The following is a 19,726-nucleotide window of genomic DNA, read 5'->3' as shown; positions in this document are numbered from 1 at the left end:
ACCCCGCTGCCCGCTACCCCGACTCGCGCGTGCCACACTCGGACCATGCGCGTGTACCTCGGCTCCGACCATGCCGGCTTCGAACTCAAGAACCACCTCGTCGAGTGGCTCACGGCCCACGGCCACGAGCCTGTCGACTGCGGTCCCCACATCTACGACGCCCAGGACGACTATCCGCCGTTCTGCCTGCGTGCTGCCGAGAAGACGGCCGCGGACCCGGACAGCCTCGGCATCGTGATCGGGGGCTCCGGCAACGGCGAGCAGATCGCCGCCAACAAGGTCAAGGGCGTGCGTGCCGCGCTCGCCTGGAGCGAGCAGACCGCGGCGCTCGGCCGCGAGCACAACGACGCGAACGTCGTCGCGATCGGCGGCCGTATGCACACGCTCGAGGAGTCGACCAGGTTCGTCGAGATCTTCCTGAGCACCCCGTACTCGGGTGAGGAGCGTCACACCCGCCGGATCGAGATGCTCGCCGCGTACGAGGCGACCGGCGAACTCCCCCCGATCCCGGCCCACCACCCGCAGGGCTGACCGACTCGTCAGTGACGGGCGGACCGGATCCTGCGGTCCGCCCGTCGCTCGACCACAGGAGACCGGCCGTGCCCGAAGGGCATACGATTCACCGCCTCGCGGCGGATCACCGCGAGCGCTTTCTGGACCGCTCCGTTCGCGTCAGCAGCCCCCAGGGGAAGTTCTCCGACGCCGCCGCGCTCCTTGACCGGCAGGTCCTCGAGAGTGCGGAGGCGCACGGAAAGCACCTGTTCCTGGGCTTCGGACCGTTCGGCTGGATCCACATCCACCTCGGTCTGTTCGGCAAGGTGAACTTCGGCGGCACACCCGCGCCGCCACCCACCGACACCGTCCGGCTGCGGCTCGCGAACACCTCGGCGTACGTCGATCTGCGCGGGCCCACCACGTGCGCCCTGATCACCGACGGCGAGAAGCGGGCGATACACGAGCGGCTCGGTCCCGACCCGCTGCGCCCGGACGACAACCCGGACCGGGCATGGGCCCGGATCTCCCGTTCCCGTACCACCATTGCCGCGCTGCTCATGGATCAGAAGATCATCGCCGGCGTCGGCAACGTCTACCGCGCCGAGGTCCTCTTCCGGCACGGCATCGACCCGTATCGGGCCGGCAGGGATCTCGGCCGGGGCCAGTGGGACGCCATCTGGGCGGATCTGGTGGGGCTGATGCGCGAAGGCGTACGCAACAACCGCATCGACACCGTCCGCCCCGAGCACACCCCCGAGGCGATGGGCCGCGCCCCACGCGTCGACGACCACGGCGGCGAGGTCTATGTCTACCGCCGGGCGCAGCTGCCCTGTCACATCTGTGGCGGCGAGATCCGCACCGCCGATCTCGCCGCCCGCAATCTGTTCTGGTGCCCGGCCTGTCAGCCGTCTCAGGAGTGAGCCTTCGTCAGGTCCTTTGCCGGCCGGACGGTCTCGGGCAGATGCCGTGGGCGGCCGGATCGGCCGCCCACGGCGGGTGTGTCACCCGAAGCAGCCGGGGACGGGGTTGACGCTGGGTGCGCAGTGGGTGGGTACGTTGTCGATGATGGCGTTGTCGCCGAAGCTGTGCACGGTGCCGTTGTTGTTGATGCCTCCGGGGCCGTTGTCGGAGATGTTGCGGGTCACCTTGGTGTCGGTGAGGGTGACGAGGTCGGTGACGCCGTCGATGAAGATTCCGGCGCCACCGGTGGCGACGTCCCCGGGGGTGTGGTTGTCGGAGATCGTGCTGCGGCGGATGGCGACCGAGCTGCCCCCACCGACGTAGATGCCGCCGCCTTCGCCGTTGACGGCCGTGTTCTCGGTGATCTTGGTGTCCTCGATCACCGCGGGGGCGGCGAGGTAGAGGCCGCCGCCGTCGTCGTCGGCGGTGTTGTGGCTCACGGTGCTGAGGCGTACGTGGAGCCCGCCCTGGCTGTAGATGCCGCCGCCGTCGTCGTCGGCGGTGTTGTGGTTGACGGCGGTCCCCTCGATGTCCACCAGGCCGTCGTTCACATAGACGCCGCCGCCGTCGAGTGCGGAGGCGTTGTGGCTGATCAGGCTCTGGCTGACCTTTGCTGTCCCGCCGTCGTTGTAGAGGGCGCCGCCGAGGGCCGTTACGCCGTGGGCGGTGTTCCGGCTGAATTCGCTTGCGCTGATGTCCAGCGTGCCGTCGTCGTTGTAGACGGCGCCACCTGCGTTGGCGGAGTTACCGGTGAAGGTGCTGCTGCGGATGTTGGCGATGCCTTCGTTGTAGATGGCGCCGCCGTCCTGGGTGCTGACCAGGTCGACAGTGTTGTCGGAGAGGGTGACGGAGTCCAGGTCCAGCCGGCCGGCGGGGTTCACGAGGATCCCGCCGCCGTTCTGGCCGACAGCGGCCTTGCCGCGGGAGAGGGTGACGTGGCTGACCTTGAGGTCGCCGCCCGCGGCGACCTCGAACAGACGGAACTGGGCGGCGTTGGCGGCCCGGGTGATGGTCGCGCCGTTGCCGAGGATCGTGATGGGCTGGATGATCCTGGGCAGTCCGTTGCCGGCCTCGTTGGCCGTCAGGGTGTAGGTGCACCCCTCGGTCAGGCTCAGGCTTCCTCCGCCATTGGTGTTCGCCGCAGTGAGCGCCGAGATCAACGCGTTCGGGTCACAGGGCACCTCGGGAGCCGCACCCGGGATGTTCCCACCCGAGGGAGTCTCCGTGCCCTGGTCACCCTCGTTGCCCTGGTCACCCTGGTCACCCTGGTTGCCCTGGTTGTCGTCGGGTGCCTTCCCCATCGGAGCGGTGGCAGTGGCGCTGACGCTGACGCTCGGCGAGGCCGTGCCGTCGGGGAACTTCTTGCCCTTACCGCCGGAGTCCTTCTTGCCGGAGTCGCCCTTGCTCTCACCCTCGGAGTCCTTCTTGCCCTTACCGCCGGAGTCCTTCTCCTCCTTACCGGAGTCCTTCTCCTCCTTGCCGCCCTTGTGCCAGCCGGGGTTGCCGGCGTGCTCGGCCCAGTAGTCGCCGTCGTGCTCCTCGGAGTTGCCGCCGCCGCGGACAGCGGCGGCGGGGGACAGGTTCGTCTTGGCCTTGTCCGTCTGTGCCTCGCCCTTGCCGTTGCTCGCGGCAGCGGCCACGGCCGTTCCGTTGACCGGCATCGTCGCGCCGGTGAGAGTGGCGATACCGGCCAGTGCCACCGCCGCCAACCTCCAGTGACGGTTCAGCGGCGAAGCCTTGGGACGGCGCCGTGCGCCCGGTGTTACACGCATCCGATGTGCTCTCCTTCTGGGTGACGGGTCGTCACAACCCGTCTCTTGAGCCGAAAGTAATGACATCGAATCACAAGAAAAACGGAAAACCGGACAAGCGACGCGAACTGATGGAGTGTCGGATTGGTCCGGGGTGTGTCGGCACCCCCGTCCGGGGGCCTTGACGTGCGGAGAAGCCGCCGCAGTGGGTCGGCGAAAGGCGAGCGCCGCCGCGCCGCCACCAGGCCGGTCCGGCCGGTCGAGGGGGCTGGCGTCCCACAGATGCGACCTCGGCGGCGGGGGGCCGGCCGGCCCCGGTGTCCGGCCGTCGGCCAGGCATACAGGGCGACGAACTCGTGTACCCCCCTGCCGGCCATCGGCCTGCCGCACGCGCCCCCGAACACGACACAGCAGGAGAACAGTGCAGTCCTGCCCGGCCATGTGCCGTCGGCCGGGTGGGAGTCGCCACAGCCGTAACCGACTCTCTGCGAGCTGCGGTTGAGAGGTCGGTGCGCCGGCGCTCGACGGCTCGGGCGTTGGCTGTCGAGCGTGCCGGGGCGACTCGATCGCGGAGGCGACGCACCGTCCCGCGATCGTTCCCGGGACGGTCCGTACGCGGCGGCGGCGCTCACCGTCGCCTTCAGGCCGTCGAGGGCGACATCCGAGCCGGCCCGCCGACGGGAACGACAGCCGCCGCGCCGCCCACAGCCGGAGAATCCCCGGCTCGGGTCACCAGGTCCTGTCCGGGCGATCTTCGAGGATCAGCCCGCGGCGTCAGGCCTAGAAGCCGTGCGGCAACCACGGCGCGATGTCGGAGCCGAAGGCGACGGACGCCTCGGCCAACGTCCCGTCGCGCAGTTCCCGCACCCGGCCCGCGCCGGCCAGTGACCTGAGCGATACACCGCCCAGATACGCCGCGCCCAACTCCCGTACGGAGAGCGCCAGATCGGCGTCGTCACCCGTACGCTTGCAGGACGCGCCCTTGCTGTCGCCGGTCAGCCGCCAGCGACCCTCGTTCCACGGGCAGAAACCGTCCCGGACGTCGAACACCACGTCGACCGGCGTCCGGTACGTACGCGCCTCCAGCGCGGCACCCACATCCACCAGCCGCACATGCAGCGAGTCCCGTACGACGACCGCACAGCGCCGGATGTCCGTGACCAGCTGCAGCAGCGGGTCGTCCACCGGCCTGTTGCGGGACCGGACCGTCGTGGTCAGGTCGATCTCGCACACGAACCGCCACAGCGCCGCATACGCCCCCGGATCCAGCGCGTCGATGTGCCGCACCAGGATCGAGCCGTCCGGTCCCGACCGGTTCCACTGCGGCTTGTTGTGGAAGCGCACATAGCCCACGACCTCGCCGTCCCGCTCGGCCAGCACACACTGCATGGGCGACGCGCCCTCCCGCTCGGCCGGCGGGTCGAGCAGCGGCAGCCGATCCCAGCCGGGACGGCGGGCGAGCATTCCCGGCCGGGTGCCGATCGTGCGCAGATACACCGACTCGCACGCCTCGGCGCTCTCGGCCACCGGCGCGAACCGCAACCGCACATCGTCGGCCCCGGCCGGCACGGCGATCCGCACCCGTGAGGAGTCGATCTCGAGCGACAACTGGTGGGTCGCGATGCCGTATCCGAATCGGCCGTAGATCTCCGGCTCGGACGCCGTCAGCACGGCGAGCGGCTCGCCCCAACCACGGACGTCGTCCAGCTGGCGGCGCATCATCGAGGTGAGTACCCCGCGTCGCCGGTGCGTCGCCGCCACGCTCACCATCGTCACCCCGGCCGCGGGCACGAGCGCACCGCCCGGCACCGTCACGGCGAAGGTGAACGCCCCCGCGGTCCCGACGCACTCATCGCCGTCCCACGCACCGATCGAACGCTCGACCTCCGTCAGCTCGCCCCACAGCTCGCGTTCTTCCGCAGATTCCCCGGCACCGCCGAACGCGAGCTCCAGCTTCCCGTACCAGTGATCCCACTCGGAGCGCCGCAACACCCGCAGTTCTGTCCTCATATGCCATCACTACCAGGCGTGCACAACGGGTCGCGACTCCGATTTCGAACGCAATGTCGCCGGGTCCCCCTGCACGCGGGGCGGGCGGGTGGATAAGGTCCACGACAATGGCCCGCGGCTCTGCAGCAGACTCGTTCACGGCCCGGATGCGCAAGAGGATGCACCGGGCGCGCATCGCGCTGCGCAAGTCCGGGGTCGACTACTTCCGCGGCGACGGCTCCGACTGGATCGCACTGGCCGGGCTGCTGCTGACCGTTCCGGCGATCACCTGGGGCACGATCTCGTCGCCTGTGTGGTGCGCACCGACCGCCCTGGTACTGCCCATCGTGGCCGGTGCACTGCTGCTGCGGCCCGCGAGCCTGATCGGCCTCTACGCCGCGGCCGCGGCGGCCCTGATCGTCGAGTCCATAGCGCTCGGTCCGTACACCGAAGGCCCGGCGCGGGTCACTCCCGGCACCGTCCTGGTCGTCGCGGCCTGCGGCTTCTTCGGTCTGCTCATCGCCCAGTTCCGGGCCAGGGTCGGCGTGCCCTGGCGGCGCGGCGGCACCATGCTCTTCGACCTGCGCGAACGTATCCGGGTGCAGAGCGCCCTGCCACGGCTGCCGCAGGCATGGCACCGCGAGATGGCGCTGCGCCCGGCCGGCGGTCAGTCGTTCTCCGGCGACTTCGTCGTCGCGGCCCGTACCAACGGCGGCCGCACGCTCGAGGTCGTCCTCACCGACGTCTCCGGCAAGGGGATGGACGCGGCCTCCCGGGCCCTTCTGCTGTCGGGCGCCTTCGGCGGACTGCTCGGCTCACTGCCGCCGCACGGCTTCCTGCCCGCGGCCAACGGCTATCTGCTCCGCCAGAACTGGGACGAGGGCTTCGCCACCTCCATCCATCTGGTCCTCGACCTGGACTCGGGCGACTACGAACTGTTCTCCGCCGGCCATCTGCCCGCTCTCCAGCTCCACGCCGGCAGCGGCCGCTGGGAGGAGAAGGGCGCCGAAGGCCCGCTCCTGGGCATCTACGACGGTGCGCAGTTCGACCCGGTCAAGGGCACCCTGCGCCCCGGGGATGTGCTGATGCTGTTCACCGACGGCCTGGTGGAGGCGTCGGGCCGGGACATCGGCGAGGGCATCGACCGGCTCACGGGCGAAGCCGACCGCTATGTGACATCGGGCTTCGAGGGCGCGGCCTGGCACCTCATCGAGGCGGTCGCGAAGGACGTCAACGACGACAGGGCCCTGCTGCTGCTGTGCCGGCAGGCGTGAGGCAGGGCTCGCCCGATCTCCGGTTCCGCCGTCGGCCGCTCCGCCCCGCCGCTCCGTTCGTCCGAGCCGTCGACGTCCCCGGGGCCCGCCCCGGGCACGCCGCCCCGCCCGACGAGCCCGTACAGTCGTGCCATGGCGCAGCAGAACCTGACCCTGGGGGAGATCGAGGCGATCGCCCGCGAAGCCCACGCCGCCCAGCGGGACAAGTCGGGAGCCCCCTACACCGAGCATCTCGCCGCCGTCGCGGACGGCGTGCGCGCGGGGGGCGGAAGCGAAGAGCAGATGGCCGCGGCCTGGCTGCACGACGCCATCGAGGACGGCGTCCTGAGCCGCACGTGGCTGGACGAGGCTCCGCTGCCGCAATCGGTCAAGGACATGGTCCTTGCGCTCTCCAAGGGCGAGGGCGAGGACCTGACGGACTACACCCGGCGCATCCTGGCAACCCCCGGCGCCCGGCTCGTCAAGGAGGCCGACCTCGCCCACAACGCGAATCCGGACCGTCTGGCGGCCCTGGACGAACAGACCCGGGCCCGCCTCACCGAGAAGTACGCGAAAACGAGGGCCCTGCTCGGCCTGCCGGACACCACCGGCCCGCACGAGGCGTAGGGCCTCACTCCTCGGATCCTGACGGGCTCGTGTGCTCCGGCAGGCACGCTGGACCCCGCTCACTGATCCGGTCCGATCCGCGAGAAAGGTCCTGGGCGCTCCGCCGCCTTCGCGGCCGAGGGCGTGTTCAGCGCGCTCCGCAGCGCCGCCGCACTCCGTACGCCCCGCCTGTGCAGCGCACCCGGCACCCGTGGGTCCCGATCGTGGCGGCTACGCGAACCGAACAGCGGCTGAACGCCCCTACCGGCGTGCCTGCGCCGACGTACCGGCCATAGCGGCCCCGGCCCCGTCGGCCGCCCGGGCGGCGGAGCCGCTGCTCCCCGACCCTCCGCCGGCCGACTGCGCCGGTTCCCGCCGGAACGCCCACTTCATCTCCGGCTCGGTCACGCCCTTGAGCAGCTTCCGCACAGGTGGCGTGCACAGCAGGGTCACCGCTACGGCCGCGACCACCGTCACCAGGATCTCGCCGCCCGGCGTGCTCAGCCAGGGGTTCTCCTCGTAGAGACCGGCGTACTCGGCGCCCTTCAGCAGGAACCCGTGCAGCAGATAGCCGCAGATGGTGCCGGTGCCCAGCGCCGTGAACCACGTCCTGCGGCCCGGCACCCAGGCCAGGAAGCCGATCGTCGTCAGCACCGCGCATCCGAAGAGCGCCAGGGTCATGACGCCGCCCGTCCACCACGGAACCCCGAGCTCCTGTCCGGAATCGGTGTGGTAGAACCACTTCTGGTTCATCCGGGGAGCGGCCCAGTAGGCGACAAGCAGCGCGGCCGCGAACATCGGCACCGCGAGCAGCCGCACCTCGCGGCGCCGAACCAGCTGGAAGTGCTCGGGCTTCAGGCACAGGCCCAGCACGAAGAACGGCAGGAACTGCAGTACCCGCTGGAGATTGAGATCGGCTCCGATGCCCGGGGTGACCGACGCGGCCGCGGCGACGGCCAGCGCGACCGGCACCGGCCACCGGATGATCTTCCACAGCGGCGTGGTCAGCCGCCAGATGAACAGTGCGGCCAGGAACCACGTCAGATAAAAGGGATCGAGCAGAGTGATCGGCTGGTCCGGATCGTCGTTCCCGTACCGGTCGAAGAGCGAGTAGGCCACCTCGAAGACGACATACGGCACCGCGATGCCGGTCAGCAGCCGCTTGAGCTGATGGGGTTTGCCGGCGTAACTCCGCGAGAAGTAGCCGGAGATGAGGATGAAGGCCGGCATGTGGAACGTGTACACGACCATGTACAGCGCGCGCGTGGCCCGGCTGCCGTCCATGAGCGGCTCCCAGGCATGGGCCATCGCCACCAGCACGATGGCCAGAAACTTCGCGTTGTCGAAGTAGGCGTCTCGTCTGGTGGACTGCGCGGCCGGCTGCGCAGCGGACTTCCGGCCACCCGCGACAGGGGCGTGCGCTGTCGTCATCGGGGCCGTGGAGACGGGCTCCGTCTCCCGGGTCCGGGGGAGCGGGGCCCTCTGAAAACCATGCGGAGCGTGGAACATCTGAGGCACCTTAGCCTTGTCCATTCGATTTAGTAAATCGCGCTCCGGATGCCCGTCCTTTCGAATCTGAAACCGTGGGTAACGGACCACTATGCCCCGATCAATCCCTCTTAAATGGGGCATATCGGCACGCTCTCGGTCCGACGTGAATTACCTCACGCGGCACCTTCGAATTTCTCGTGACCAATGTGTGGGGACATGGAAACGATCCCGTCCAATTCGTTGCCGCAATTCATCGTGTCGGGTCGACGGGGCAGTCACCGGCCCAGCGCGCAACGGCATCCGGCTGGCGTGATCTTGTCCACGACGATTCATCACGAGGCAGCAGGGGCAGGGGGGTTGATGGCACGATGGTGCAGGCAGGAGCGTGCTGGCCGCGCGCTCCCGGGCCGGCAAGGCGGGACCGACCGAGGGTGTGATCAGTTGTGGCCATTTCACTGTCTGTGGTTCTGCTGTTGGCGATCGTCCTCGTGGTGCTGATCCGCAGTGGGTCCATCAAGCCGGGGCCGGCCATCGTCGCCATGCTCTTCGGCTTCTTTCTCGCATCGACGGGCATGGCGCCGTCGATCAACAGATTCCTGGACTCGATAGCCAAGACGATCAACCAGATCACCTTCTGACGTCGGCGGCCGCCGGCGGAACGACTTCGGGCCCGCCCGGTGAGTGATCACCGGGCGGGCCCGAAGTCATGCGCAGAGCGGGCGACGGGAATCGAACCCGCGTAGCTAGTTTGGAAGACCCCGTAAGCAGATCCGCGCTGAACTGTACGGCTGCTGACCTGCGGGGGAGTGGTCTCGAGACCGCAGTTCCCCGCTGCTTCCCCCTGGTCCCCGGCCCGTCGGGCACGCAGCGGGCACGCGACCGACGGTGGCGGCAACATGGCCAAGATCATGGTGACCGTCGGACCGGTGGGCGGCTGGCTGAGAACTCGCGGCGCCGTTGCTTCCATTTCATGGGTGGAGTGTGACCAAGAACACTAGGCTCACGTCTGTGATCACTCTTATGGGTATACGCAGAAACCGGGCAGTTTGGATCGCGGCAGTTGGTGCTCTGCTGGCCGGAAGTACCGCGTGTGGTGGCGGAGAGAGCGCCGGAAGCGGCGGGCCAACGCGGTCTGCAACGTCGAAGCCCGCCAAGAGCTACGAGGAGCGCAACGCGGACTACATCGCAGCCCTGCCGCCCGACCTCGTGGACAAGGCCGGTCAGCGGCAGCTGACGGACATCGGCTACGACGTATGCGACAAGCTGGAGGGTGGTCAATCAGAGAACAGCATGCTGAATGATCTTGAAGATCGAGATCCCATCTGGTTCGGCTTGTACAACCACGACGTTGTGGATGCTGCGAAAGGGAACCTCTGTGACGGCTGACTTCTACCTCGTCCCTCAGCGGCGAAGGTGTGGTGAACGGCTCCCTAATTCGTAGCTCTAACCGGATCGGCCAGCCACGATCATGTCGGCCACTACGAGGCCCCGAAGGGAGGTAGTGGCCGGGGGCGGTTGCTGAGGCTGCGGTACCGCGCTGCTGTACATCGCTTGGAGATCTCGGCCAGTAGGAATCGGACACCTTACGACTCCCTGTGTGTCAGTATTCACGCGTTGTGATGGGGGAGGGGGATGTCATGCCCGGAAAGCCTGCGGCGTTCATGAGCTATGTCCGTTTCAACGATCAGCATGATGACGGCCTGCTCAGCCAGTTCAGGGAACGGCTTGGTGCCGAGGTGCGGGCGCAGACGGGCGAGGAGTTCGCGATCTTCCAGGATCGCAACGATGTCGCCTGGGGCCAGAACTGGCAGCAGCGCATCGACGAAGCGCTGGACGCGGTGACACTGTTGCTGGTCATCGTCACGCCGAGCCTGTTCCGCAGCCCCGCCTGTCGGTCGGAGGTGACTCGGTTCCTGGAGCGGGAGCGCGATCTGGGCCGCCAGGACCTGATCCTGCCGGTGTACTACATCAGTGCCCAGGAGCTGGATGATCCCGAGCTGCGCGAAACCGACGAGATGGCCCGGGTACTGGCCTCACGCCAGCACGCCGAGTGGCGCGAGCTGCGGTTCGAGCCGTTCACCTCACCGGTGGTCCGCAAGGCCACCGCACAGTTGGCGTCACGTATGCGGGACACATTCTGGAAGCCGCCCGCCATCCCGCGGGCGCGCTCCGCCCGCGTCGCGGAAGCTCCTGAAGAGGCGGCCAGGGCGACGGAACGGACGGGAGGGGAGGCCAGGAGGAGCACGGCCAAGTCCGAGCCGCCGACCCATGTGGTCGACCCCTACCACCGGGGGGACTTCACGACGGTCGGTGCGGCTATCGAGGCCGCGCAACCGGGTGACCGGATTCTGGTCCGGCCGGGCCTCTATGAGGAGGGCCTGGTGATCGACAAACCGCTGGAGGTTCTCGGCGATGGCCCGGTCGCCGACATCCAGATCCGCACCGGCGGCGCCGACGCACTGATGTTCCAGGCCAGCATCGGCCGGGTCACCAACCTGACCCTGCGCCAGACCGGGGGGCGCTGGTACGGCGTGGACATCACCCAGGGGCGACTGGAACTGGAAGGCTGCGACATCAGCAGTCAGGGGCTCGCGGGCGTCGCCATCCGCAACGGCGCCGACCCGCGACTGCGCCGCAACCAGATCCACGACAGCAAGCAGTCCGGCGTCCACGTCTATGACAGCGGTCTGGGGACGCTGGAGGACAACGACATCACCGGCAACACCTCGGGCGTGACGATCAAGGAGGGCGGCAACCCCACGCTGCGCCGCAACCAGATCCACGACAACAAGCAGGCCGGGGTCCACGTCTATGACAGCGGTCTGGGGACGCTGGAGGACAACGACATCACCGGCAACACCGTGTCGGGCGTGGCGATCCAGGAGGGCGGCAACCCCACGCTGCGCCGCAACCAGATCCACGACAACAAGCAGTCCGGCGTCCACGTCTATGAAAGCGGTCTGGGGATGCTGGAGGACAACGACATCACCGGCAACACCTTCTCGGGCGTGGCGATCCAGGAGGGCGGCAACCCCACGCTGCGCCGCAACCAGATCCACGACAACAGCCAGGCCGGCGTCCACGTCTATGAAAGCGGTCTGGGGATGCTGGAGGACAACGACATCACCGGCAACACCTTGTCGGGCGTGACAATCAAGACGCGCGGCAAGCCAACCTTGCGTGCCAACCGGATCAACGGCAACGGATATTGGGCGATGATGATCTATAAGGGGGGTGGTGGTGTGATCGAGGGCAATGATCTGAGGGGCAACAGCAGGGGCGTGTGGGACATTGCAAATGATTGCAAGGACAACGTGTCCCGTGCCCGCAACAAGGAATGAAGGCGAAGCGAAGCTTCGCTCGCCAGGATGCTTGGTTGAACCCTCCTCGGTGTGAGTGCTCGGCATGGCGTGCGTGAGGTCGGCTCCACGGCTTTGGCCGGTGTCCTGCCCGGTTTGGGGTCGTGCATGATCAGGGGGCCGTATGCTTTCCGGCTACTCGGGCAGGCTTGTCCCCTGCCCGCAATGTGTCCGAGTGGCCCCCTGGTCTTGCTCGACGCGGGTCCCGAATCGGGGAGGTGGGTAAAGCCGTGGAGCCGTCCGTCCCCACCCCCGGCCTGGTTCTTTTCGCCCCCTTTGTGGGCGCGGGCGGGCGACGACGTGCGGGCCCGGTGGCGTAGACATGGAGGGGCAAGCGCGGCGGCGTCCGGCCGGCGCCGCCGCACTCCGTGCGGCACCTCGGATCTCTGATCAGACTGCTACCGCAGTTCAGGAGGCCGGGAAAGCAGACGCCCGAGCGTCAACTGTGGTGTTCTCCCGAGCGTCCGCCTCATCCCCCAGGCCTGGTGCGCTGGAGTCCTTGGCATCTTCGGGGGGGGCCACTCGGACGCATGGCAGGCATGGGACAGTGCCGGTCCCGTGTGGCTGGGCTGCGTGTGGCGGCGGGGCTGGCAATGACCTCGCTCGCTGACCGAACTCGGGCAGCGAGCGCAGCGAGCCTTGATCGAGGTAGAGAAACCTGTAACAGGCTCCGAGTGGCTAGCCGATGGCCATGCGCTCGGCAAGTTCTGCCAAGGGCTTGGGGACCCGGTTGCCGGAAACCTGGACAAGATCGCGGACCACGTCACGGGAGGAGTGGTGAGAGTGGATCTGCTCAGGCGCCAGTTTCTCGGCATCGATCAATGCGGCTACCGCCTCGCCGACGTGTCGCCGCTGCGCGTGCGCCCGCGCCACATCAAGCAGGAAACGGGCCTGACGCTCCGAAGAGAGTCCTCGTGGGTCTACGTTGTCGGCGACGTCCAGGGCGAGCCCTGCGTCTCCGAGGTCCACAGCAGTTGCGACGGCGTGCAGTTCGACGTTCGTCGGCCCGAACTCGGTGTCGAAGTCGTTGCGGTCCTCGCCGAGTCGAGCCGCGATCGCGCGGGCCTGCCCGATGTGCTGGTGCGTCGCCGCGCGATGCCCCTCCCGCGCATTGATCACTGCGAGTACGAGATTCATTGCTCCCAAGAGTGACAACTCCTCGGGAGGGCAGGCCGGGGATTCGGCGCGCGGTGTCAGCACCTCGACAGCGGCGGCAGCAGCGTGCTCGGCCTGCTCGGTCCGCTGTTGCCGGATGAAGGCGTGTGCCATCCGAAACAGGCTGGCGACGACTTCCAGTGGCTGTCCGGCAAGTTCGGCCGCTTGAAGTGCTCGATCAGCCGCGATCCATGCAGCGTCCGCCTCGTCCTGACGGACAAAGGCTGCTGCGGCCACCTGGTAGGCGCGAGCCCTCAGTGTGTGCAGCTCACGCCGCTCACTGGCCGGGGCATGGCGAACCGCTGCCTCGATGCTCGGCAGCAGCGTGGAAAGTCGCTCGCTGAGCGCGGCGTACTTCGACGCGTGGGCAAGATCCCAGACTTCGTCAACTTGGGACCGCAGCTCGGCCGCCGTTGCGGTCGAACCTTCCTGAGGCTCATCAAAGAGGCTCCCGAGAGCTGGGTGTCCCGTCAGCGCGACTCGCAGAGCATCGAGGTCATTACTGACAGGCTGCTGCGCCTGCTCGGGTTCCTCCGGCGCTCCCGCATCCGGACGGACGTCGCGTACGGACACACCGAGTGCGTCGGCCAGGGCTTGGAGAATGGACAGCCGCTCAACGGGTTGAACGCCACGCTCGACCTGAGAGACCCAGCTCTCCGAACGATCCATGGCGATGGCCAGATCGCTCTGGGACATGCCCGCGTTGCGACGAAGGTCCTTGATCCGCTGCCCGGTTGCGCGAGGGTCTGTGTCAGCCACCGTTGACCTCGGTCGGGTACTTGCCTGCGTAGGGCGACATGCGGTCGACCTGGGTCTGCGCCACGTATTTGTCCCGCTCGGACAGGAAGTGGCGGGTGTGCTCCTGGCGCTCGTGCTCCTCGAACGCAGCGTGATCCTCGTACAGCTCGAAGAAGATCCGCTCGTTGGGTGCGTCCTCGACGGTGTGGCAGGCGTAGACGAGTGTGCCGGGCTCCTTCGCCTTGATCCCTGCGGTCGTCTCGCGCACCAGGGCGTCGAAGCCGGCCGCCGCGCCGTCCTTGAGCGTGAAGCGGACGAAAAGCCCGAAGTTGCTCATCTTTCCTCCTCTGCGTCGTGTCCCAGCATCGCAGAATCGGAGATTCACTACCAGTCGCAGTTCTTCTGTTGACTCGCAGTTTCTCTGCGAGTAGCTTCGTGTTACTGCTCCACTGCACAAGATCGCCCCGGACGGTGTGCTCTCTGCCAAGATCACCGCACCGTCCGGGGCTTCCCACTAGGGGAGGTCCCATCATGCCTGCGACGCTTACTGCTTCGCACTCTGCTCCGTCCCCCGCTGCTGTGGCTGAACTGCCCGCGGTGTCGTTGATCCTTGCGCTGTACGCCTCGGACTGGGTGAACGAGCGTCGCCCGGACCTGGCGAAGGTCGCCGCCTTCATGGTCGACGGCGTGAACCGCTGGGGCCTGAACGAGATCATCGTTCGGACCTGCGACCTGGTGACCTTCTGGGCCCGCTGTGACAACCGCACCGCTACTCCGGAGGTCTGGGCCGCGCACTACGACCGGTTCGACAACTACCGGATCATTCACTGCTCGCTCACCGGTCGGCAGTTGGCCACGGTTCGGCGTCACCTGATTGCGATGGCCACTGCGGATCGGCCCGGCTCCGCTGAGGGCAACGTGTGCGGAGACTGCGACGGCACAGGGACGGACATCGACACGGACGGAACCCTGACCGGCACAGTCGGCACACCGCTTCTCTGCGCCTGCACGGGGGCCCGCTGGTGACCATGACGTTTCCCGTCTTCCCGGCCGCCGTCGCTGATGTGGCGGCGGCTGTGGGCACCGACCCCGTGACCCTGGCGGACATGCTGAGGGTCGCCAACTCGACTCGATTCGAGCGCTGGCAGGAACAGGTCCGGCGTACTGGCGGCTGTGCCAACCCGATCCATCTGAGCGGCTTCTCACGCACCGTGGACACGCGGACGGGGGAGTTCTTCGAGTACTCCACCAGCAGCGAACCGGGCGGGCGGTTACGGATCGCCTGCGGTAACCGCCGCGCCTCCCGCTGCCCGTCCTGCGCCTGGACCTACGCCGGGGACACCTACCACCTGATCATGGCCGGGCTCGTCGGCGGCAAGGGCATCCCCGACACCGTGGCCGAACGCCCCCGCGTATTCGCCACCCTCACCGCCCCCTCGTTTGGCCCGGTCCACAACCGGCCCGACTCCGGCCGCTGCCGCTGCGGCACCGCCCACCCGGAGGACGATCCCGCACTGGGTACCGCGCTGACCCCTGACGGCTACGACTACGCGGGCGCGGTGCTGTGGAACAACCACGCCGGACAGCTCTGGCAGCGCTTCACCATCTACCTCCGCCGCGAGGTCGCTGCCCGCGCCGGACTCACTCAGGCGGCCTGCAAGGAAGCGGCCCGGGTCTCGTTCGGGAAGGTCGCCGAGTTCCAGAAGCGCGGAGCGGTCCACTTCCACGCCGTCATCCGCATCGACGGACCGGCCGGGCCCGACACCCCGGCCCCGGCCTGGGCCACCGTCGCACTCCTCGATGACGCGATCCGGGCCGCCGCCGCCCGCGCCACCGTCCCGGTCCGGGCCGCCGGCCCATTCCCCGCCCGGACACTGCGCTGGGGAACACAGATCGACGTCCAGCCCATCGGCCAACTCGAAGGACAGGCCGACATCAGCGAACGGGCCGTCGGCTCCTACGTCGCCAAGTACGCCACCAAGGCAGCAGAGACCACCGGCACCCTCGACCGCCGCATCGGAGAACTGAGGGAACTCGACCTGCACCCCCACCTGCCCGACCACACCCGCCGCCTCATCGAAGCCTGCTGGGACCTTGATGGCGACTACCCGGAACGACTGCTCGCGCACTGGTCCCACATGCTCGGCTTCCGCGGCCACTTCTCCACCAAAACCCCGCGCTACTCCACCACCCTCGGAGCGCTCCGCGGAGCACGGGCCGACTGGCGCGCCCAACAGGAACGCCGGGAAAAGGGCCTCGCCCCCATCGACCAGGACGACGACACCACAGAGGACACCACGCTCGTGATCGCGCACTGGGAGTACGCCGGACAGGGCCACACCCCCGGCGAATCCTGGCTCGCTCAATCCATCGCCGACGAGATCAGGCAGAACCGCGAGCTCGCACGAGAGCACCGCGCCGAACTGGACGACGTCGACACCACGGGGGAGTGGTGACCGTGGACCGATTGCTCACCGTTGACCAAGTTGCCGAACTCCTCGGCACCACCGTCCGCTTCCCTCGGCGGCTCATCGAGGAACGCCGGGTCGAGTACGTCAAGGTCGGCCGACACGTCCGCATCCCCGAACGGGCGATCGTGGAGTTCATCGAGGCCAACACCGTTGCGCCGTCTGCCCGACGGCTGAGGAGTGTGGCTTGATGGCAGCCAAGAAGCGGCCCTTCGGCCGTGTCCGCAAGCTGCCTTCGGGCAGGTACCAGGCTCGCTACCTGGCACTGGACGGCATCGACCGCCCGGCACCGCACACCTTCCGCACGAAGCGTGAAGCGGATGACTGGCTTGCCGAGCGCCAAGCCGAGCTGCGCGCGGGGGACTGGACTGACCCGGACGCCTCCAAGGTGCCGTTCGGCTCGTATGCCGCGACCTGGATCACCGAGCGGGGCATCAGCGCATCGACGGCTGACCTGTACCGGTCGCTCCTGCGGAATCACCTCGCGCCGACCTTCGACCGCGTCGTCCTGGCCGACATCACCCCGGCGATGGTCCGGGCCTGGCGCGTCGCTCGCCTGGACGCGGGGGCCGGCCCTTCCTCGGTGGCCAAGTCGTACGCGCTCTTGCGGGCTGTGCTCATGACGGCCGTGGAAGATCGGCTCATCCGGCGCAACCCCTGTCGGGTCAAGGGTGCGAGCGTCGCTCCCACACCCGAGCGCCCCACGGCGACCGTTCAGGAGGTCTACGACCTAGCGGCGGCGATCCAGCCCCGGTACCGCGCCCTGGTCCTCCTGGCCGCGTTCACGGGGCTCCGCTGGGGCGAGCTGGTCGGCCTCTGCCGCCGTGACATCGACCTGAACGGGGGCACCCTCCGGGTGCGCCGGAACGTGGCCGAACTTCACAGCGGCAAGCAGCTGGTGAAGGAACCGAAGAGCGTGGCGGGGAAGCGCACGGTAGCCATCCCGGCCGTAATCGTCACCGATCTGGCTACGCACCTTGCCGTATTCGCTGAGCCGGGCTCGGACGGCCGGATCTTCATCGGGGCGAAGAAGGCGACGCCCCGCCGGAACCACTTCAACAAGCTGTGGCGCAAGGCGTGTGACCAGGCCGGGATCAAGGGTCTGCATTTTCATGATCTTCGCCACACGGGGAACACCCTCGCTGCTGCGACGGGTGCCAGCACACGCGAGCTGATGACCAGGATGGGCCACAGCACCGCCCGTGCCGCGCTGATCTACCAGCATGCGACGGCCGAGCGGGAACGGCTGATCGGCCAGGCGGTGAGCGCCGTCGTCGAGCAGGCTCGGAAGCAAGGTCCCGATCCGAACGGGCACGCAGCGGGCACGTAGGCGGAATCGAAGATCCGAAACGCATCAGGGCCAGGCTGGAGGGTGAACCTCCGGCCTGGCCCTGAGCCATGTGGAGCGGGCGACGGGAATCGAACCCGCGTAGCTAGTTTGGAAGACTAGGGCTCTACCATTGAGCTACGCCCGCATACTCGCACCGCAGGTCACGAGGGCCGCGGCACGAAGAGCATCGTAGCGGGTTCCTGCCGCTCGCCGCACACCCCATGGGCGACGCCGTAAAAACGGACCGGCTCACGGCCTGCGGGCATGTACCCTACGGTTCGCACCGACGGGGTGTGGCGCAGCTTGGTAGCGCGTCCGCTTTGGGAGCGGAAGGTCGTCGGTTCGAATCCGGCCACCCCGACCAGCAAGATCACGTTGTGAGGCTCCTCCTGCTTGCCGTTACTATGCAAGCTGCGTGCCCGTGTGTCTGATGTACCGGGCTCGACCCGCTGAACCGCTGAATCGCAGCCTCAGCGAACCCCAAGAAGTCAGCCACCAAGGAGACCGAACCGTGAAGAGCGCCGTGGAGACCCTGAACCCGACCCGGGTTCGGCTCACTGTCGAGGTGCCCTTCGAGGAGCTCAAGGACAGCCTCGACGCGGCGTACAAGAAGATCAACCAGCAGGTCACGGTCAAGGGCTTCCGCAAGGGCAAGATCCCGGCCCGAGTGATCGACCAGCGGTTCGGCCGTGGTGCGGTGCTGGAGGAGGCCGTCAACGACGCGCTCCCGAAGTTCTACACCGAGGCGGTCAACGAGGCGGAGATCAATCCCCTCGGCCAGCCCGAGGTGGACATCACCGAGCTGAAGGACGGCGAGACGCTGAACTTCACCGCCGAGGTCGACGTCCGTCCGGCCATCGAGATCCCGGACTACTCCGGCATCGAGGTCACGGTCGACGCCGTCGAGGTCAGCGACGAGGACGTCGAGAAGTCGGTGGAGGAGCTGCGTGAGCGGTTCGCCTCCACCAACCCGGTCGAGCGCCCCGCCGCCGAGGGCGACGTCGTGACGCTCGACCTCGAGGCCAAGGTCGACGGCGAGGTCCTCCCCGACGGTGTCGCGAGCGGCGTCTCGTACACCATCGGGTCCGGCGAGCTGCTCGACGGCATCGACGAGGCCGTCACCGGCGTGGAGGCCGGCGGCGAGGCCACCTTCACCTCCGAGCTCAAGGGCGGCAGCGCCGAGGGCAAGGCGGCCGAGGTCACCGTGAAGGTCACCGCCGTCGCCGCCCGTGAGCTCCCCGAACTCGACGACGACTTCGCCCAGATGGCGAGCGAGTTCGACACCCTCGAGGAGCTCAAGGCGGACAGCCGTACGCGCCTGGAGAACATGAAGCAGTACGACCAGGCCACCCAGGCCCAGGAGCGCGTCCTGGACGAGCTGCTGAAGCTGGCGGAGGTCCCGATCCCCGAGAAGCTCCTCGAGGAAGAGATCACCACCCGCAAGCACAACCTGGAGCACCACCAGCTCGGCCAGATGGGCCTCGACCTCGCCAAGTACCTGGAGATCCAGGGCAAGACCGAGGAAGAGTTCGACGCCGAGACCAAGGAGCAGGCGGTCAAGGGCATCAAGACCCAGTTCCTCCTCGACGAGCTCGTCAACAAGGAGAAGCTGAACGTCAACCAGGAGGAGCTCACCGAGCACCTCATGCGGCGTGCCGCCTCCTCCGGCATGAGCCCCGACCAGTTCGCCAAGGCTGTTGTCGAGGGTGGCCAGGTGCCGATGCTCGTCGGCGAGGTCGCCCGCGGCAAGGCGCTGGCCGTGGTCGTCGAGTCCGTCAAGGTCGTCGACACCAACGGTGAGGTCGTCGACCTCGAGGACGAGGACGAGACCGAGACCGCCGCCGACACGGTCGAGGCCGTCGTCGAGGGCGACGCGTCCGAGGAGAAGACCGAGGCCTGAGCCTCGCACCGACCCTGGGACGGGCCCCGGACGCCATCACGCGCGCCCGGGGCCCGTCTGCGCACCCGGAGCGCTCCGGCGGCCACAACGCGCAGCTGGGGGCCGTACGGCCTGCGCTGCAGGACCCCGGAGCGGACCCCTCGCACCTTGCGCTCCGAGCGAACAGTTCGGGAAGCGGGATGGCGGCCGCCCACCTGCGCGTTAGGGTCCATGAATACGAGGGCAGGTCAC

The 19,726-nt window shown here is 68.2% G+C and carries 17 protein-coding genes and 2 tRNA genes; 13 read left to right on the top strand and 6 right to left on the bottom strand.

Annotation, left to right across the window (positions count from 1 at the left end; genetic code table 11):
* Window positions 1-45 precede the first annotated feature (45 nt).
* Together ACFYWI_RS20080 and ACFYWI_RS20075 are read left to right on the top strand one after the other, a co-directional pair.
* Window positions 46-531: a ribose-5-phosphate isomerase gene (locus ACFYWI_RS20080; protein WP_389233882.1), complete on the top strand. Its 486-nt coding sequence runs from the start codon at window positions 46-48 to the stop codon at window positions 529-531.
* Between the two features lie 68 nt (window positions 532-599).
* Window positions 600-1,415: an Fpg/Nei family DNA glycosylase gene (locus ACFYWI_RS20075; protein ID WP_389233879.1), complete on the top strand. Its 816-nt coding sequence runs from the start codon at window positions 600-602 to the stop codon at window positions 1,413-1,415.
* Between the two features lie 81 nt (window positions 1,416-1,496).
* On the opposite strand, the gene ACFYWI_RS20070 is transcribed toward ACFYWI_RS20075, so the two are convergent.
* A complete protein-coding gene (locus ACFYWI_RS20070; protein WP_389233876.1) occupies window positions 1,497-3,227 on the bottom strand; it encodes a right-handed parallel beta-helix repeat-containing protein in 1,731 nt (576 codons plus the stop codon).
* A 759-nt stretch (window positions 3,228-3,986) separates the two neighbouring features.
* A complete protein-coding gene (locus ACFYWI_RS20065; RefSeq protein WP_389233873.1) occupies window positions 3,987-5,216 on the bottom strand; it encodes a GNAT family N-acetyltransferase in 1,230 nt (409 codons plus the stop codon).
* A gap of 107 nt (window positions 5,217-5,323) precedes the next feature.
* On the opposite strand from ACFYWI_RS20065, the gene ACFYWI_RS20060 reads away from it, so the two are divergent.
* Window positions 5,324-6,469, top strand: coding sequence for a PP2C family protein-serine/threonine phosphatase (locus tag ACFYWI_RS20060; protein WP_389233870.1), 1,146 nt, complete (start codon window positions 5,324-5,326; stop codon window positions 6,467-6,469).
* A gap of 132 nt (window positions 6,470-6,601) precedes the next feature.
* Window positions 6,602-7,075 (top strand): HD domain-containing protein, encoded by a 474-nt coding sequence (locus ACFYWI_RS20055; RefSeq protein WP_389233867.1) that lies wholly within the window; start codon window positions 6,602-6,604, stop codon window positions 7,073-7,075.
* Window positions 7,076-7,315: 240 nt separating this feature from the next.
* On the opposite strand, the gene ACFYWI_RS20050 is transcribed toward ACFYWI_RS20055, so the two are convergent.
* On the bottom strand, window positions 7,316-8,563 hold the full coding sequence (locus ACFYWI_RS20050; protein WP_389234131.1) for an acyltransferase family protein: 1,248 nt from the start codon (window positions 8,561-8,563) through the stop codon (window positions 7,316-7,318).
* A gap of 425 nt (window positions 8,564-8,988) precedes the next feature.
* On the opposite strand from ACFYWI_RS20050, the gene ACFYWI_RS20045 reads away from it, so the two are divergent.
* From ACFYWI_RS20045 to ACFYWI_RS20035, 3 genes are all read left to right on the top strand, one after another.
* Window positions 8,989-9,183: a hypothetical protein gene (locus tag ACFYWI_RS20045; RefSeq protein WP_389233864.1), complete on the top strand. Its 195-nt coding sequence runs from the start codon at window positions 8,989-8,991 to the stop codon at window positions 9,181-9,183.
* A gap of 343 nt (window positions 9,184-9,526) precedes the next feature.
* Window positions 9,527-9,931, top strand: coding sequence for a DUF732 domain-containing protein (locus ACFYWI_RS20040; RefSeq protein WP_389233861.1), 405 nt, complete (start codon window positions 9,527-9,529; stop codon window positions 9,929-9,931).
* Window positions 9,932-10,182: 251 nt separating this feature from the next.
* Window positions 10,183-11,886 (top strand): right-handed parallel beta-helix repeat-containing protein, encoded by a 1,704-nt coding sequence (locus tag ACFYWI_RS20035; RefSeq protein ID WP_389233858.1) that lies wholly within the window; start codon window positions 10,183-10,185, stop codon window positions 11,884-11,886.
* Between the two features lie 696 nt (window positions 11,887-12,582).
* Here ACFYWI_RS20035 and ACFYWI_RS20030 read toward each other — a convergent pair.
* Window positions 12,583-13,818 (bottom strand): helix-turn-helix domain-containing protein, encoded by a 1,236-nt coding sequence (locus ACFYWI_RS20030; RefSeq protein ID WP_389233855.1) that lies wholly within the window; start codon window positions 13,816-13,818, stop codon window positions 12,583-12,585.
* The gene (locus ACFYWI_RS20025) at window positions 13,811-14,134 is read right to left on the bottom strand and encodes a putative quinol monooxygenase (protein WP_389233852.1); all 324 of its coding nucleotides are present in this window, start codon (window positions 14,132-14,134) and stop codon (window positions 13,811-13,813) included. The genes ACFYWI_RS20030 and ACFYWI_RS20025 overlap by 8 nt, the downstream gene beginning before the upstream one ends.
* Before the next feature lie 260 nt (window positions 14,135-14,394).
* On the opposite strand from ACFYWI_RS20025, the gene ACFYWI_RS20020 reads away from it, so the two are divergent.
* From ACFYWI_RS20020 to ACFYWI_RS20005, 4 genes are read left to right on the top strand one after another with little or no spacing between them, the layout of a single operon-like run.
* The gene (locus ACFYWI_RS20020) at window positions 14,395-14,823 is read left to right on the top strand and encodes a hypothetical protein (RefSeq protein ID WP_389233849.1); all 429 of its coding nucleotides are present in this window, start codon (window positions 14,395-14,397) and stop codon (window positions 14,821-14,823) included.
* Window positions 14,824-14,825: 2 nt separating this feature from the next.
* The gene (repSA, locus tag ACFYWI_RS20015) at window positions 14,826-16,253 is read left to right on the top strand and encodes a replication initiator protein RepSA (RefSeq protein ID WP_389233846.1); all 1,428 of its coding nucleotides are present in this window, start codon (window positions 14,826-14,828) and stop codon (window positions 16,251-16,253) included.
* Window positions 16,247-16,456, top strand: a complete 210-nt coding sequence (locus ACFYWI_RS20010) for an excisionase family DNA-binding protein (RefSeq protein WP_389233843.1) — start codon at window positions 16,247-16,249, stop codon at window positions 16,454-16,456. Before repSA ends, ACFYWI_RS20010 begins: the two co-directional genes overlap by 7 nt.
* Window positions 16,456-17,595 (top strand): tyrosine-type recombinase/integrase, encoded by a 1,140-nt coding sequence (locus ACFYWI_RS20005; protein WP_389233840.1) that lies wholly within the window; start codon window positions 16,456-16,458, stop codon window positions 17,593-17,595. Before ACFYWI_RS20010 ends, ACFYWI_RS20005 begins: the two co-directional genes overlap by 1 nt.
* Before the next feature lie 71 nt (window positions 17,596-17,666).
* On the opposite strand, the gene ACFYWI_RS20000 is transcribed toward ACFYWI_RS20005, so the two are convergent.
* A tRNA-Gly gene (locus ACFYWI_RS20000) sits at window positions 17,667-17,740 on the bottom strand.
* A gap of 142 nt (window positions 17,741-17,882) precedes the next feature.
* Between ACFYWI_RS20000 and ACFYWI_RS19995 the strand changes: the two genes are divergently transcribed.
* Window positions 17,883-17,959, top strand: a tRNA-Pro gene (locus ACFYWI_RS19995).
* A 147-nt stretch (window positions 17,960-18,106) separates the two neighbouring features.
* Window positions 18,107-19,495: a trigger factor gene (tig, locus tag ACFYWI_RS19990; RefSeq protein ID WP_389233837.1), complete on the top strand. Its 1,389-nt coding sequence runs from the start codon at window positions 18,107-18,109 to the stop codon at window positions 19,493-19,495.
* Window positions 19,496-19,726 lie beyond the last annotated feature (231 nt).

This window comes from Streptomyces sp. NPDC002889 (genome assembly GCF_042888425.1).
In the GTDB taxonomy this organism is placed as follows: domain Bacteria; phylum Actinomycetota; class Actinomycetes; order Streptomycetales; family Streptomycetaceae; genus Streptomyces.
This window is presented reverse-complemented; position numbering and strand designations above follow the sequence as displayed.

Bases quoted from the DNA above. Each gene is read 5' to 3' on its own strand.
- ACFYWI_RS20055 (WP_389233867.1), top strand. From the start codon at position 6,602: ATGGCGCAGCAGAACCTGACCCTGGGGGAGATCGAGGCGATCGCCCGC.
- ACFYWI_RS20070 (WP_389233876.1), bottom strand. From the start codon at position 3,227: ATGCGTGTAACACCGGGCGCACGGCGCCGTCCCAAGGCTTCGCCGCTG.
- ACFYWI_RS20065 (WP_389233873.1), bottom strand. From the start codon at position 5,216: ATGAGGACAGAACTGCGGGTGTTGCGGCGCTCCGAGTGGGATCACTGG.
- ACFYWI_RS20050 (WP_389234131.1), bottom strand. From the start codon at position 8,563: ATGTTCCACGCTCCGCATGGTTTTCAGAGGGCCCCGCTCCCCCGGACC.
- ACFYWI_RS20080 (WP_389233882.1), top strand. From the start codon at position 46: ATGCGCGTGTACCTCGGCTCCGACCATGCCGGCTTCGAACTCAAGAAC.
- ACFYWI_RS20060 (WP_389233870.1), top strand. From the start codon at position 5,324: ATGGCCCGCGGCTCTGCAGCAGACTCGTTCACGGCCCGGATGCGCAAG.
- ACFYWI_RS20005 (WP_389233840.1), top strand. From the start codon at position 16,456: ATGGCAGCCAAGAAGCGGCCCTTCGGCCGTGTCCGCAAGCTGCCTTCG.
- repSA (WP_389233846.1), top strand. From the start codon at position 14,826: ATGACGTTTCCCGTCTTCCCGGCCGCCGTCGCTGATGTGGCGGCGGCT.
- ACFYWI_RS20025 (WP_389233852.1), bottom strand. From the start codon at position 14,134: ATGAGCAACTTCGGGCTTTTCGTCCGCTTCACGCTCAAGGACGGCGCG.
- ACFYWI_RS20035 (WP_389233858.1), top strand. From the start codon at position 10,183: ATGCCCGGAAAGCCTGCGGCGTTCATGAGCTATGTCCGTTTCAACGAT.